This window comes from Prosthecobacter sp. (assembly GCF_044227185.1).
Lineage (GTDB): Bacteria > Verrucomicrobiota > Verrucomicrobiia > Verrucomicrobiales > Verrucomicrobiaceae > Prosthecobacter.
This window is the reverse complement of the sequence record NZ_JBGAFO010000012.1, coordinates 75,738-88,422: the sequence shown is the minus strand read 5'-3', so window position 1 is coordinate 88,422 and position 12,685 is coordinate 75,738. Positions and strand designations below refer to the sequence as shown.

Genomic DNA, 12,685 nt, shown 5'->3' with positions numbered 1-12,685 from the left:
CTACTCAAACAACACCCACGGCGCCTTTGGATATTTCTCCTTCGCCTCCTCCATCACGCCGATGTCTCCGGCAAAGCCCTTGTGCAGCACCTTCCATGCCCCCTTGGCGTCCTTTTGCAGCAGCGCTGAGAAATCCAGCTCCAGCGCGGCGGAAACATCCTCGTTCTTCGCCTTGCCGTTGGCGGGGTCCACATGGCCGCTGAAGCGCGCCCACGCCCCGCTCACGCGCACCGTTCCCGTAAACACCACCTCCTGCCCCACCTCCGCGCTAACCGGCACGCGCATGGCGTCCATGATCGCCTTTCGTTCCGGCGTGCCCGCCTTTGGCTCGTGCGCGGGCACTTTCACCAGCGGCTTCTTGAAGACCACCTTGCCCGGGTCCTGCAAACGCAGGCGGCTCTCGTTCTTCGGATCCGCCAGCAGTTGCCCTTCGCCGATGTAAAGCTTGTCCCCGTCCAGCTTCAGCACCTCCTCCTCGGACTGCTCCGAACCTTCGATGGTGTATTCAAAAAGAACCTTCATGATGCCGCCTTCGCCGAGAGTGCCGTTGATGACGCCGTGCGCGCCATGCCCGTCAGGCGCCTTCGGCAGCCAGTTCTGCGTTCCGGAAACCTTGTTGCCCTCCAGGGTCAGCACAATGCGCGTGTACTCCTTCGAGTTCTCCTCCGCAAAAAACAGCGTCTCCGCTTCCGCAGCGGAAAGGATGTGACCTGACAGGAGGATTCCAAAGACAAGAAGCTTGTTCATCGCATGGAGGAAAAGAATGAATACAGCACACCACCCTGGATCAATGCCCCGGGCAAAAACAGCAGGGCAGACAGCCAGAGCAGCAGTTTGCGTTTGCGCCGCCAGAAAAACGCCAGCCCCGCCGGCACGCCCGCCGCCCCACACAGCAGCTGGCCGCCCATCATGCCAAAGATCAGCGTCTCATGCACCCCCTCGGGCGCCCTGCCCGAGTCATTCGCCATCACATCCGCAATGAAGGACACCCCCGCCCAAAGGATGTGGCCGATGATCCAGAGAATGATGAAGAGAATGCCCAAGACCACCCACACTGTGGACACACCTTCCTTCACAGGGATGGGGGGCGGAGCTTCGCTCATTTGCCTTTGATGGAGTTCAGAATCTTCCCGACTTCCTCACCATGCTTCTTCAGCGACTCCAGCGGCACCACGTTGAAGAGCATGAAAAACGTGTCCCCGGTCTTCGGCGCAAACACGGCGCAGTTAACCGCCACCTTGACCCCCTCCAGCGTGGCGTTGCCGTTGAGGAAAGTGGCCTTCAGCCCGTTGAGCTCGCCCTTCTCCGGCTCACTCAGCCACTTGATGTCCTTGAACTCCTCTTCGACACTCTCCTTGGCGGCATCAATGGCGAGGCCAAGCTCCGCCGCATCCAGGGCCAGCAGCTCCATGTTCACCAGTTCATCAGGGGAGGAGGCGGAAAGCGACTGGTCGCCAGCTTCAATCTTCCACGCGTCAGGAAAGGTCATGGAGAAAACGGGATCTTTTTCCGGATAGTCAAACACCTTGTCCGCGCGCAGCGCGGGGGAAAAGGCAAGACCAAGAAGGATGAACAGCAGGGATGTTTTCATGCAGTGGGGTTGATGAGAGAGGCGCTTTAAACGAGCAGCCCCTTCTTCGTATTCAGAAAAAGGGGCTGCTCGGAGAAACGATCTGTCTGGCGTGGCTTATTTGGCCTTGATCGAGCCGATCACGCCGCTGATGGCGGCGCCATGCTTGTCACTGCCCTCCTTCGAGGAGATGCAGGAGAGCAGGACGAAATTCTTGGATCCCGGCTTGGCCAGCAGCACCAGATTGATGAAGGCCTTGCCGTCGTCATCCTCGCCCTCGGCATTGAGGATGGCGATGCCCAGGCCGTCTTTTTCGCCCTTCTGGATCTCGTCATACTTCACGTTCTTGAAGTCGGAGATCGTCTCCTTCGCTTCCTTCACAGCGGCGTCAAAGTTGTCAGGCCCGGCTTCCATTTCATCCACCTGGAGGATCACGCTTTCATCGTCCCCGCCCGGGGTCGCCATGAGCTCCCCGTCTTTGTAGTCCACCTTCCAGGCCTCGGGCAGCGCAAACGTCAGGACCGGAGCTTCTTTGGGGAAATCAACGGCCTTGTCAGCCGCGGAAGCCAGGGTGGCGGCAGTCAAAAGGGACAGACACAGAAGGAGAGATGTTTTCATGGGATTTGAGTAGGAGATGCGGACGCCGCGATTGAACGGCTGGCCGGAATCTTGTCAACAGCGGCTCAGTGACTGTTTCACTTTCAAGCCACGATCCCACCGCTGCCGGGAGCTGAAGACCTCCCGCCTTCACAGCGGCCACTCCATCTCCGTCTCCCCGTGCATGATCTCCGCCAGCACCGGCACATCCAGGAAATGCTCCAGCACCATCCGGTTGCTGATGCTCGCCGCGTCCCGCTCCTCCTGCACGTAGTTCAAGATCACTCCCGCGCAGGTCAGGCCCCGCGCCTGGATGTTGCGCACGGTCAGAATGGTGTGGTTCAGGCAGCCCAGTTTGTTGTTCACCACCACGATCACCGGCAGCGCCAGCCGCTGCGCAAAGTCGGCCATCGTGGAAAATTCATTCAGCGGCACCTCCCAGCCGCCCGCACCTTCCACCAGTACATGCTCGTGCCGCTGCGCCACCTCCTGAAACCGGGAGATGACCTCGTTCAGCTCAAACCGCCGGTTTTCCATCATCGCCGCGGCATACGGCGCCGCGGGCACCTTGAACCACACCGGATTCACCTCCTCCACGGTCAGTCCTTCGCTGCTGGCATTCGCGAGATGCACTGCATCCTCACGCCCGCCGCACACGAACGGCTTGAAACCCGCCACGGTCTTGCCCTCACGTTTCAAAGCCTCCAGCAGCAGGCAGGTGACGTAAGTCTTGCCAGCATCGGTATCAGTTCCGGTGATGAAGTAATGCATGCTTGGTTGGGCGGCCGCTCAGTCTTGAGTCTAAAAGGGGATCACTACGATCTGAACCATGATTGAAACAACCTGCAAAAAGTACAGAGAAGAAAACAGGATGGCTAGCACTCTCCAGCTTTTCTGCTCTCGCGATGTCCAGTAGCCGGCCCTCCGCCCGTAGTGGTAAATGAGAAACAGTTCCGTTGAGAAGACACCAACTCCCAGGTGGAGGAAGAGCTGCTGCACCACTATGCCGGCATTGGCTTCCTCCAAATGCGCCATTCCACGCGCAAAGCCGAGAGTTAATCCAATATACAGCAGGAACCACGCAACCGCCTTGGTCCACGAAATGACCCTTCCCGTTGCAAGCGCGAGAAAAAAGCCGGCGGGTAAAAAGACAACACCGAGCGCCCAGCCAGGAGCTGTGATCGGTCGGTGAGCCGGTGTCATGAGGATCAGCCGATCTGCGCCAGCACCGCCGAAGCAATCTTGTCCGCCTGCGCTTCGAGATACTCCACATCACGCCCTTCCACCAGCAGGCGGATCAGCGATTCCGTCCCGGAGTAGCGCAGCAGCACGCGGCCGTAGTCGCCCAGCTTCTTCTCCGTCTCCTTGATGATCTTCTGCGCGTCCACGAGCTGCTCGATCGGCGGCTTCATCCGCACATGCAGGTTGCGCGCGCACTGCGGGAATTTTTTCAGGCACTTCCTCAGCTCGCTCAGCGGCTCCCCCGTCTCCTTCATGATCCGCAGGATCTGCAGGCCCGCGATCAGCCCGTCTCCCGTGGTGGCCCAGTCGCCAAAGATGATGTGCCCGCTCTGCTCACCGCCAAAGTTCAGCCCTCGCGCCCGCATCTCCTCCAGCACATAGCGGTCGCCCACCCCCGTGCGGATCACCCGGCCGCCCAGGCGCGACACCAGGTCATCCAGCCCGTAGTTGCTCATCACCGTCACGGCCAGCGTGTTCTGCTTCAGCGAGCCCTTGCGCAGCATCGACTCCGCCGCGATCGCCATCAGCTCATCGCCGTCCAGCGCGATGGCCTGCTCATCGCACAGCGCGCTGCGGTCGGCGTCGCCGTCATGCGCGATGCCGGCCTGCGCCTGGCACTGGCGCACGATGCGCTCGATCTCTTCGGAGTGCGTGCAGCCGCACTCTTCGTTGATGTTGAAGCCGTCCGGCTCCGAGTGAAACACCTGCACATCCGCGCCCAGCGCAGCCAGCGCCAGTGCGCTGGTGAAAGACGAGGCGCCGTGCGCATTGTCCAGCGCCACCCGCATGCCGTCCAGCCGCACGCCTCCCATCGAGCTCACCGCGTGCGCCACGTACCGGTCCACGCCATCCGCCAGCTTGGTGATGCGGCCGATGCCCCGCCCTTCCGGACGCGGCGTCTCCTCATTGCCCAGCACCAGCCGCTCGATGGCCACCTCCGTCTTGTCGTTGAGCTTGTGGCCGTCCCCATGCACAAATTTGACACCGTTGTCCTTGAAAGGATTGTGCGAAGCCGAAACGATGACGCCGAAATTCGCGCCGAGCTGCGCGCTCAGCATCGCCACCGCCGGTGTCGGCACCTGGCCCGCGAGGATCACATCCACCCCGGCAGAATTCAGGCCCGCGGCCAGCGCAGACTCCAGCATCTCCCCCGAGGCACGGGTGTCGCGGCCCAGCACGGCCTTGGGGCGTTCGCCGCCCTCCGCTTTGCCACCGAGCACGACGGCGGACGCCTGCGCGAGGCGCATGACAAACTCGGGGGTCATGGGGTGACGGTTGGCCACGGCACGAACGCCGTCGGTGCCGAAGAACTGGCGCTTTTCAGACATAGGACGGCGCTTCTAGCGCAGGACTCCCGAAGTGTCAAAGCCCGGCGGCGCCCCCGATGGCCTCCTTGGGCTTCACCGGAGGCGTCGTGGTGGCGCCCGGCGGCGAAAGCGTGGGCTCCAGCTCCGAGGGCACCTGCACCGGCGGGGGGATCACCGGCGTCAGTTGCGGGGGCGCCGGGGTGCTCGGCACCGGCATCCTCACCGTGGGCGGCATCGGGTAGGCCGGCGTGTGGCGCGCGTCCTGCGCCTTGATCATGAACCAAAACAGAAACGCCAGCACCAGGGAGATGATTTTCTCCCGCCAGTTCAGCGTGATGAGTTGTTTAACTTGATGCCCCCAGCTCATGGCTGCCCTCCGTTGCGGTTTCTTCTCCGGCCCCTCCGCCGTCGGTCAAGATTTCATTGATGCGCTGCCTCAGCTCCTCCGGCTCCAGATCGTGCTCCAGCCGGCCCTGAAAGCAGAGCGACAGCGCCCCCGTCTCCTCCGAAACCACCAGCGCGATGGCGTCCGTCTCCTCGGAGATGCCCATCCCCGCGCGGTGCCGCAGCCCGATGGCACGGTCCTGTATCTCGCGCTGGCTCACCGGAAACACACAGCCCGCCGCCGAGATCCGCCCCTGGTCGATGATCGCCCCGCCGTCATGCAGCGAGGTCTTCGGCTGGAAGATCGTGGTGACCAGTTCATTGGAGATCACCGCATCCAGCTCCACGCCGGACTCCGCATACGGCTTGAGGTCAATCCCCCGCTTCAGTGCAAACAGCGCGCCGCAGCGCCGGGAGGAGAGCTGCTGCATCGCCTCCATCAGCACGTCCAGCGCCTCCGGGTCGGGGCGGTTGAAGGAAAAAATGCGGCTGCTTCCCAGTTCCGCCAGCACGCGCCGCAGCTCCGGCTGGAAGATGATCACCAGCGCGATGGCCAGGAACACCGAAAAGCGCTGCAGCAGGCTGCTGATCACAGAGAGCTCCAGCAGCAGCGAGATCAGCGCCAGGCTCAGCAGCAGCACCAGCAGCCCGGTCAGAATGCGCGCCCCGCGGGTCGCGCGGAAAAACAGATACCCATGATACGCCAGCGCGGCGAGGATCAAAATCTCCACGCCGTCGCGCCAGTGCTCTGTCAGAAAGTTCCACATGCCCTTCGTTCCGTGCTGCTGCCTGGAAACCATCGCACGGCCTGCTTTGTTTCTCAAAAGAAGAATCGTTTTGGCCTCTGATTCACGGCGTCTAGGATGCACCGCATGCCACCCGCCAGCTCGAACACCACCCCCGCACCGACACAGAGTGATCTGTTCGGCATGCCTGTGGTCGAGCCGGCCGCTCCGCAGGCACCCCTCCACATCGCCCGTGTGCAGTTGGAAGGCGCCGCCGCCATGGCGCTGGACTACGCCATTCCCGAGTCTCTGGCCGGCAAGGTCGTGGTCGGCTCACGCGTCACCGTCCCTCTGCAAAACCGCCGCACCGAGGCCGTGGTCCTGGAGCTGCTGGACCATTCCTCCCATCGCGGCAGGCTCAAAGAAATCGCCACCCTCGTGACCCGGCGGCCCATGTTCACCCCGGGCCTGCTCAGGCTCGCGCGCTGGATCGCTGATTACTACCTCGTCTCCGTCCACACCGTGCTGCGCACCATGCTGCCCCAGGCCGTGCGGGACAAGCCCGGCAGCTTCGTCATGGACAGCCATCTCAAACTCCTGCGCGAGCCCCCGCCGGACGAGTTTGAAAAACTCCATCACAAGGCGCCCATGCAGGCCCGCATCCTCGACATCCTGCGCAGCTATCATGGCGAGGCCACCCTGAGCCAGATCCGGCGCGACGTGCCCCGTGCGGCCACCATTCTCAAGCCCCTGCTCAAGGCAGGCTGGATCACCCGCAGCGAGGTGCGCGTGGAGCGCGATCCCTTTCACGATGAAGCCTTCCTCCCCAGCCAGGCGCTCACGCTGACTGCGGAGCAGCAGGCCGCCTACACCCGCGTTTCCGCCGCGATCGACTCCACCGAAACCACCAGGCCCCTCCTGCTCCACGGCATCACCGGCAGCGGCAAAACCGAGGTCTATCTCCAGGCCATCGCACGCGTGCTGGAGCGCGGGAAAACGGCGCTCGTCCTGGTGCCGGAAATCGCGCTCACCCCCCAGACCATCGAACGCTTCAAGGCGCGCTTCTCTGACCGCAGCGAGCGCATCGCCGTCCTGCACAGCCACCTCAGCGACGGCGAGCGCCACGACGAATGGTTCAAGATTCACGAAGACCGTGCCGACATCGTCATCGGCGCCCGCAGCGCCATCTTCGCTCCGCTGGAGCGCCTCGGCATCATCATCGTCGATGAAGAGCACGAGCCCTCCTTCAAGCAGGACGAAACCCCCCGCTACCACGCGCGTGATGTGGCCGTGGTCCGCGGCAGCATCGAGAAATGCGTCGTCCTGCTCGGCAGCGCCACTCCCAGCCTCGAATCCTTCGAAAACGCCACGAGCGGGAAGTACGAGCTGCTGCAGCTCATGCACCGCACCGATGGCCGCACCCTCCCCCTCATCCGCATCGTCGATATGCGCATGGAGCGCCGCAAAGGCACCGGCACCAGCGTGGCCAATGCCGGCATCCTCTCCGAAAAACTGCGCGCCGCCATCACCGCACGGCTGGAGAAAAAAGAGCAGACCATCCTGTTTTTGAACCGCCGCGGGTTCAACACCTCCCTGGCCTGCCTGGCCTGCGGCGAAACCGTGCAGTGCCAGGACTGCAGCATCCCCATGACCCTGCACAAGCACGAGAACCGCCTCGTCTGCCACGTCTGCGGTTCGCGCCGGCTCCCGCCCACGAAGTGCCCCTTCTGTCATGAGCCCGGATTGAAGTTCGCCGGCTTCGGCACCGAACGCGTCGAAACCGTCGTGCGCGAGGTCTTCCCCCACGCCCGCATCGCCCGTGTGGACACGGACACCATCCAGCGCAAAAACCAGCTCCGCGACCTCCTGCGGGATTTCCGTGCGCAGAAGCTGGATCTCATCATCGGCACCCAGATGATCGCCAAGGGTCTCGACTTCCCCAATGTCACCCTCGTCGGCGTTTTGAATGCGGACCTTGCGCTGAACCTGCCGGACTTCCGCGCGGCGGAGCGCACGCTGCAGCTCCTCGTCCAGGTCGCCGGCCGCGCCGGCCGCGGCGAGGTCAAAGGCGAGGTGGTGGTGCAAACCTACGCCCCTCACAGCCCGGCCGTGCAGTTTTCCCGCCACAATGACTTCGAGGGCTTTGCCCAGCAGGAGCTGGAGCAGCGCCGCGCGTTTCACTACCCGCCCTACACCCACGTGGTCCTCCTTGCCAGCCGTGGAAAGCACCAGGCCATGGCGGAATTTGCCCTGCAAACCCTCCACCGCCGCCTTCTGGAGGGCCTGCCGGAAGACGTCCTCATGGGCGAACCCGCCCCCTGCGCCATGGCCAAGGCGCACGGCCAGTTTCGTTTCCAGCTCCTCCTCCGCGCCGCCAAAATCCGCCCCCTCTGCCGTCACATCCAGCAGGTTTTCCAGGCCACCACCCTCCCGGCCGACGTGATCGTCACCTGGGACGTCGATCCCGTTTCACTTCTCTAAATTATCCCTTGCGGTCAATTATCCTTTGGAAATTCGAAGAATCGAAGGGAACATTGACATCAAGCGTCCCGATTTAATATTCCCATTCTTCATGACGAAAGAGACACGCACCTCCTGCCTCCGCCTCGGATGCCTTGCCATCCTGGCTTTGGCGCTTTCCGCGTGCTCCACTGCCGCCAAAGGTCCGGGTGGAAAAATCTCCAAGGTGAAGTATTATCATTTGATGCCGTTCTTCACGCCACAGACGACCAATCCGACGATTCTGTTTGAGCGCCAGCATTTCATTTACGGCGCGGTGACCAAGAAGGAGGTCGTGGACCGTTTCGGCCACTACTACGCCTTCTTCTGGAAGGCCGATGACCGCTCCACTCCGGTGACTGTGCGCTTTGAGTACATGCAGGCGCAGTCCGGACTCCGCAAACACGTCCAGGAGCAGGTGGTCGATGACATCCGCCGCAGCAACGTTTCCAAATTCCAGGTCACCGGCCCCGAATACCAAAAAAGCGGCCGTGTGCTCGCATGGCGCGTCAGTGTCCTGCGTGGCAAGGAAGAGCTGGTCAGCCAGCAGTCCGCGCTCTGGAACTAACCCCGCAACGCATGACTCCCCCCACTCATATTCTTGTTGGCACCATCGGACGCGTGTTCTGGATGAGGGTCGATGGAAGGGGCACCTTTCAAAACAGCCTCCAGGCCAAAAAAGCGCTCCAGCGCGTCGTCGCACAGGGCATGCGCAATCTCGTCGTCGATCTCGAGCGCTGCCCCATGATGGACTCCACCTTTCTCGGCATGCTCACCGGCGCCGCCCTGAACCTCCGTGAGACCGGCGGCGGCTCCCTCAGCGTCGTCAATGCCAACCAGCGCAACCTGCAGCTCCTCACCAGCCTCGGCCTCGATCACATTCTCGATCTGGACCGCGACGGCAAGCTCTGGGAGGCCGAGCGCAAGGAGGTCTGCGACGCCCTGCAGCATTGCGGCGAGGCCACTGCCGAATGCAAGGAGGTGCAGACCCAGCACGTCCTCTCCGCGCACCAGGCGCTCGCCCATCTCAGCGATGCCAATGAGAGCCGCTTCCATGATGTGATCGAATTTTTGGAAAAGGAGCTGGAGGCTGGCACATCGGCTGTACCAGCCTGAGGCGTCCTCGGATGAGCCGGGCCGCCGTTTAATCCCATGATCATCGCACTCCTTGTCCTGATCGTTCTGCTGATGACGGCGGGGCTGGTGATGCTGTCGAAGATTGCACGTCAGCAGAAGCACGCCATCGCCGCCCTCCGCGCCGAGGAGGAGGCCATCGTGGCCGAGGAGCGCCGCATGTTTCACTACCTGCATGACCTCGGCGAGGCCATCTGGCGCGACGACCAGCAGGCCTCCATGTACCGCCTCATTGTGGAGGGCGCCATCCGCGTCACTCAGAGCACCGGCGGCGCCCTCTACCTCTATGACGAGGCCTCCCAGCAGCTCGTGCCCCGTCACTATTCCGACTTCTGCGCCCCGCTCATCAGCCTGCCCGAGCGCGTGCGCCAGCAGATGAAGGAGAACTCCGCCACGCTGCTGAGCACTCTGCGCATGCACGCCGAAACGGTGCAGTCAGGCCTGCTCGGCGGCATTTTCATGCAGCAGAAAACCGAGCTCCTGCCGGATCTCGGCGCGGACCACCGCCTGGGTGAAAACCTCGTCCCCTCCCAGCAGCACGTCACCGCCATGATCGGCCCCCTCAGCTTTGGCGTGCGCAGGCTCGGCATTCTGGCCGTCACCTCGCCCAAGGAAGGCCGCAGCTACAACGCCAACGATTTCGAGGTCTTCAACTCCCTCATCGAGCAGTCCGCCTTCGCCCTCGCCAATGCCATGTCTCATCAGGAGGCGGCCAAAAACCGCATGGATCAGCAGGAGCTGCAAAACGCCAGCCAGATCCAGAAGGTGCTCCTGCCTGACCGCGATCCCCAGGTGCCGGGCTTCATCGTCGCCGGCAAAAACATCCCCGCCCGCACCCTCAGCGGTGACTACTTTGATTACTTCAACCTCTCGGGAGGCCGCTTCGGCGCGGTCATTGCAGACGTCTCCGGCAAAGGCCTCGGCGCCGCCATGATCACCGTCATGTGCCGCACGCTCATGCGCGCCCAGTCCCAGACCTCCGCCTCTCCCAGCGCTGTCCTCGCCGCTGTGAACCGCCTCATCGCCCCGGACATCCGCGAGGACATGTTCATCACCATGTCCTACGTCGTCGTCGATGAGGACGGCTCCAGGCTCACCCTCTCCCGCGCCGGGCACAATGCCGCCCTCCTCTGGCGCAAGGCCACCGGCAAGGTGGAGACCATCCACCCTCCCGGTCTCGGTGTCGGCATCGACAAAGGCGCCGTCTTTGAACGCGTCACCAAGGACGCCTCCTTTGAGATGCAGGCCGGCGACTGCCTCCTGCTCTACACCGACGGCGTGAATGAGGCCATGGACCCCAAGGGCGTCGAATTTGGCGAGGAGCGCGTCGAGGAGGAGCTGGCCAAACATGCCCCGAACGGCCCCAAGGCGGTCATCGGCGGCATTATCCTTGATTTGGAGCACTTTCTCAAGGGGCGCCGCTCCCACGACGACATCACCTTGATTGCCATCCAGAAAACGGCATAGTCGCGGCCCCCCAAAAACCCGCGAAACTTATGACCGAGCCGAGTCCCGACCCGACCCAGCAAGCCCCCTTTGAAGAAATCCCCGCCTCTGACACCCCGGCGGAGGACACCACACCGCTTGACCCCATGACCGCCCTGGCTCAGGAGGCCGAGCGCTGGAAAGACATGGCCTACCGCAGCCAGGCGGAGCTGGACAACTTCCGCAAACGCTCCGCCCGGGAGGCCCAGGAAACCCGCGCCTACGCCAATGCCGACCTCCTCCGCGCCCTCTTCCCCATCCTCGATAATTTCGACATGGGACTGGAGGCCGCACGCGCTGAATCCGAGAAGTCCATGATCTTCATGGGCATGAGCATGGTCAGCCGCCAGCTCCAGGATTTCCTCCGCGAGAGCGGCGTGCAGGAGATCGAAGCCCAGGGCAAGCCCTTTGACCCCAACCTTCATGAGGCCGTGGCTCAGGAGGCCAGCGCCTCCGTTCCAGAGGGCACCATCATCCGCGTCACCCGCCGTGGCTACAAGCTCAAGGACCGCCTCCTGCGTGCCGCCAGCGTCATCGTTTCCAGTGGTCCTGCGGGCACCGCACAGGCGTAACCCCCTTCCCCCCAGTTATGGCTGACAAACGCGATTATTACGAAGTCCTCGGCGTCTCACGTGACGTCTCCGCCGAGGATTTGAAAAAAGCCTACCGCAAGCTCGCGGTGAAATATCACCCCGACAAAAACCCTGACGACAAGTCCGCCGAGGCCAAGTTCAAGGAAGTCGGCGAGGCCTACGACGTGCTGAGCGATGAGCAGAAGCGCGCCGCCTATGACCGCTACGGCCATGCCGCCTTCGCCGGTGGCATGGGCGGCCCTGCCGGCGGTGGTGGCTTCCACGATCCTTTCGACATCTTCCGCGACGTCTTCGGCGGCGGTGGCGGCGGCATCTTTGAGCAGTTCTTCGGCGGTGGTGGCGGTGGCGGCGCTCGTCGTCGCGACGGCCCCCAGCGCGGCAGCGACCTGCGCTACGGCATGGAAATCTCCCTCGAAGAAGCCGCCCACGGCGTGGAGCGCGAGATCGAGTACGAACGCAGCGCCTCCTGCAAGACCTGCTCCGGCTCCGGTTCCGCCAGTGGTGGCGGTAAAAAGACCTGCCGCACCTGCGGCGGCGTCGGCCAGGTTATCAGCTCGCGCGGCTTCTTCCAGATTCAGCAGACCTGCCCGGACTGCAGCGGCACGGGAGAAACGATCAGCGATCCCTGCCGCGCCTGTCACGGCACCGGTCGTTCCAAGGAACGCACCAAGGTGCGCGTCAAAGTCCCCGCCGGCATCGAAGACGGCTCCCGTCTCCGCTCCACAGGCAACGGCGACCTCGGCATCAAGAATGGTCCCGCCGGCGATCTCTACATCGTCGTCCAGGTCCGCGCGCATGAGATCTTCGAGCGCGAGGGCAACGACCTCCACTGCGACATGCCCCTCTCCTTTGCCACCGCAGCCCTCGGCGGCGAGATCACCGTGCCCACCATGGAGTCCAAGGCCTCCGTCAAAGTGCCCTCCGGCACCCAAAACGGCACCACCTTCCGCCTCCGCGGCAAAGGCATGAAAATCCTCGGCGAAGACCGCTACGGCGACCTTTACGTCCACGTCCAGATCGCCGTCCCTACCAAGCTCAATGCGGAACAGCGCACGAAGCTCGACGAATTCGCCAAATCCCTCGGCGAGCAAACCTCCCCCATGGAGGAAAGCTTCTTCGAGAAGGCGAAAAAGTTCTTCCGTTAACCGC

At 63.1% G+C, this 12,685-nt stretch carries 15 protein-coding genes; 6 read left to right on the top strand and 9 right to left on the bottom strand.

Translation table 11 applies throughout. The features are described from left to right. The 9 genes from ACILSQ_RS24790 to cdaA all read right to left on the bottom strand — a co-directional run bounded on the left by ACILSQ_RS24790 (position 1) and on the right by cdaA (position 5,924). A complete protein-coding gene (locus ACILSQ_RS24790) occupies positions 1-747 on the bottom strand; it encodes a hypothetical protein (RefSeq protein ID WP_395746367.1) in 747 nt (248 codons plus the stop codon). Further along, on the bottom strand, positions 744-1,103 hold the full coding sequence (locus tag ACILSQ_RS24785; protein ID WP_395746366.1) for a hypothetical protein: 360 nt from the start codon (positions 1,101-1,103) through the stop codon (positions 744-746). The genes ACILSQ_RS24790 and ACILSQ_RS24785 overlap by 4 nt, the downstream gene beginning before the upstream one ends. Beyond that, positions 1,100-1,591, bottom strand: coding sequence for a hypothetical protein (locus ACILSQ_RS24780; protein ID WP_395746365.1), 492 nt, complete (start codon positions 1,589-1,591; stop codon positions 1,100-1,102). Before ACILSQ_RS24780 ends, ACILSQ_RS24785 begins: the two co-directional genes overlap by 4 nt. Before the next feature lie 96 nt (positions 1,592-1,687). Beyond that, a complete protein-coding gene (locus ACILSQ_RS24775; RefSeq protein WP_395746364.1) occupies positions 1,688-2,188 on the bottom strand; it encodes a hypothetical protein in 501 nt (166 codons plus the stop codon). Positions 2,189-2,317: 129 nt separating this feature from the next. Continuing rightward, on the bottom strand, positions 2,318-2,938 hold the full coding sequence (gene bioD, locus ACILSQ_RS24770) for a dethiobiotin synthase (RefSeq protein WP_395746363.1): 621 nt from the start codon (positions 2,936-2,938) through the stop codon (positions 2,318-2,320). Between the two features lie 30 nt (positions 2,939-2,968). Further along, positions 2,969-3,370, bottom strand: a complete 402-nt coding sequence (locus ACILSQ_RS24765; protein WP_395746362.1) for a hypothetical protein — start codon at positions 3,368-3,370, stop codon at positions 2,969-2,971. Between the two features lie 5 nt (positions 3,371-3,375). Beyond that, complete coding sequence (glmM, locus tag ACILSQ_RS24760) at positions 3,376-4,737, bottom strand: phosphoglucosamine mutase (protein WP_395746361.1); 1,362 nt, start codon at positions 4,735-4,737, stop codon at positions 3,376-3,378. A 34-nt stretch (positions 4,738-4,771) separates the two neighbouring features. Next, a complete protein-coding gene (locus ACILSQ_RS24755; protein ID WP_395746360.1) occupies positions 4,772-5,083 on the bottom strand; it encodes a hypothetical protein in 312 nt (103 codons plus the stop codon). Continuing rightward, positions 5,061-5,924: a diadenylate cyclase CdaA gene (gene cdaA / locus ACILSQ_RS24750; protein WP_395746359.1), complete on the bottom strand. Its 864-nt coding sequence runs from the start codon at positions 5,922-5,924 to the stop codon at positions 5,061-5,063. Before cdaA ends, ACILSQ_RS24755 begins: the two co-directional genes overlap by 23 nt. Before the next feature lie 48 nt (positions 5,925-5,972). On the opposite strand from cdaA, the gene priA reads away from it, so the two are divergent. From priA to dnaJ, 6 genes are all read left to right on the top strand, one after another. Beyond that, complete coding sequence (priA, locus tag ACILSQ_RS24745; protein WP_395746358.1) at positions 5,973-8,306, top strand: primosomal protein N'; 2,334 nt, start codon at positions 5,973-5,975, stop codon at positions 8,304-8,306. Between the two features lie 91 nt (positions 8,307-8,397). After that, positions 8,398-8,892, top strand: coding sequence for a hypothetical protein (locus ACILSQ_RS24740; protein WP_395746357.1), 495 nt, complete (start codon positions 8,398-8,400; stop codon positions 8,890-8,892). 11 nt (positions 8,893-8,903) lie between these two features. After that, positions 8,904-9,440 carry an STAS domain-containing protein gene (locus ACILSQ_RS24735; protein ID WP_395746356.1) on the top strand — a complete coding sequence of 179 codons (537 nt, stop codon included), beginning with the start codon at positions 8,904-8,906 and terminating at the stop codon, positions 9,438-9,440. A 36-nt stretch (positions 9,441-9,476) separates the two neighbouring features. After that, entirely contained in the window at positions 9,477-10,925 is a 1,449-nt protein-coding gene (locus ACILSQ_RS24730; RefSeq protein WP_395746355.1) for a PP2C family protein-serine/threonine phosphatase, read from the top strand. Positions 10,926-10,954: 29 nt separating this feature from the next. Further along, entirely contained in the window at positions 10,955-11,515 is a 561-nt protein-coding gene (locus ACILSQ_RS24725) for a nucleotide exchange factor GrpE (RefSeq protein ID WP_395746354.1), read from the top strand. 17 nt (positions 11,516-11,532) lie between these two features. Further along, positions 11,533-12,681, top strand: a complete 1,149-nt coding sequence (dnaJ, locus tag ACILSQ_RS24720; RefSeq protein WP_395746353.1) for a molecular chaperone DnaJ — start codon at positions 11,533-11,535, stop codon at positions 12,679-12,681. Positions 12,682-12,685 lie beyond the last annotated feature (4 nt).

Excerpts from the sequence above, each read along its gene's own strand:
- priA (WP_395746358.1), top strand. The coding sequence starts at position 5,973 with ATGCCACCCGCCAGCTCGAACACCACCCCCGCACCGACACAGAGTGAT.
- ACILSQ_RS24790 (WP_395746367.1), bottom strand. The coding sequence starts at position 747 with ATGAACAAGCTTCTTGTCTTTGGAATCCTCCTGTCAGGTCACATCCTT.
- ACILSQ_RS24755 (WP_395746360.1), bottom strand. The coding sequence starts at position 5,083 with ATGAGCTGGGGGCATCAAGTTAAACAACTCATCACGCTGAACTGGCGG.
- ACILSQ_RS24765 (WP_395746362.1), bottom strand. The coding sequence starts at position 3,370 with ATGACACCGGCTCACCGACCGATCACAGCTCCTGGCTGGGCGCTCGGT.
- ACILSQ_RS24780 (WP_395746365.1), bottom strand. The coding sequence starts at position 1,591 with ATGAAAACATCCCTGCTGTTCATCCTTCTTGGTCTTGCCTTTTCCCCC.
- dnaJ (WP_395746353.1), top strand. The coding sequence starts at position 11,533 with ATGGCTGACAAACGCGATTATTACGAAGTCCTCGGCGTCTCACGTGAC.
- glmM (WP_395746361.1), bottom strand. The coding sequence starts at position 4,737 with ATGTCTGAAAAGCGCCAGTTCTTCGGCACCGACGGCGTTCGTGCCGTG.
- ACILSQ_RS24775 (WP_395746364.1), bottom strand. The coding sequence starts at position 2,188 with ATGAAAACATCTCTCCTTCTGTGTCTGTCCCTTTTGACTGCCGCCACC.
- ACILSQ_RS24735 (WP_395746356.1), top strand. The coding sequence starts at position 8,904 with ATGACTCCCCCCACTCATATTCTTGTTGGCACCATCGGACGCGTGTTC.
- ACILSQ_RS24725 (WP_395746354.1), top strand. The coding sequence starts at position 10,955 with ATGACCGAGCCGAGTCCCGACCCGACCCAGCAAGCCCCCTTTGAAGAA.
- ACILSQ_RS24740 (WP_395746357.1), top strand. The coding sequence starts at position 8,398 with ATGACGAAAGAGACACGCACCTCCTGCCTCCGCCTCGGATGCCTTGCC.
- ACILSQ_RS24785 (WP_395746366.1), bottom strand. The coding sequence starts at position 1,103 with ATGAGCGAAGCTCCGCCCCCCATCCCTGTGAAGGAAGGTGTGTCCACA.
- ACILSQ_RS24730 (WP_395746355.1), top strand. The coding sequence starts at position 9,477 with ATGATCATCGCACTCCTTGTCCTGATCGTTCTGCTGATGACGGCGGGG.
- bioD (WP_395746363.1), bottom strand. The coding sequence starts at position 2,938 with ATGCATTACTTCATCACCGGAACTGATACCGATGCTGGCAAGACTTAC.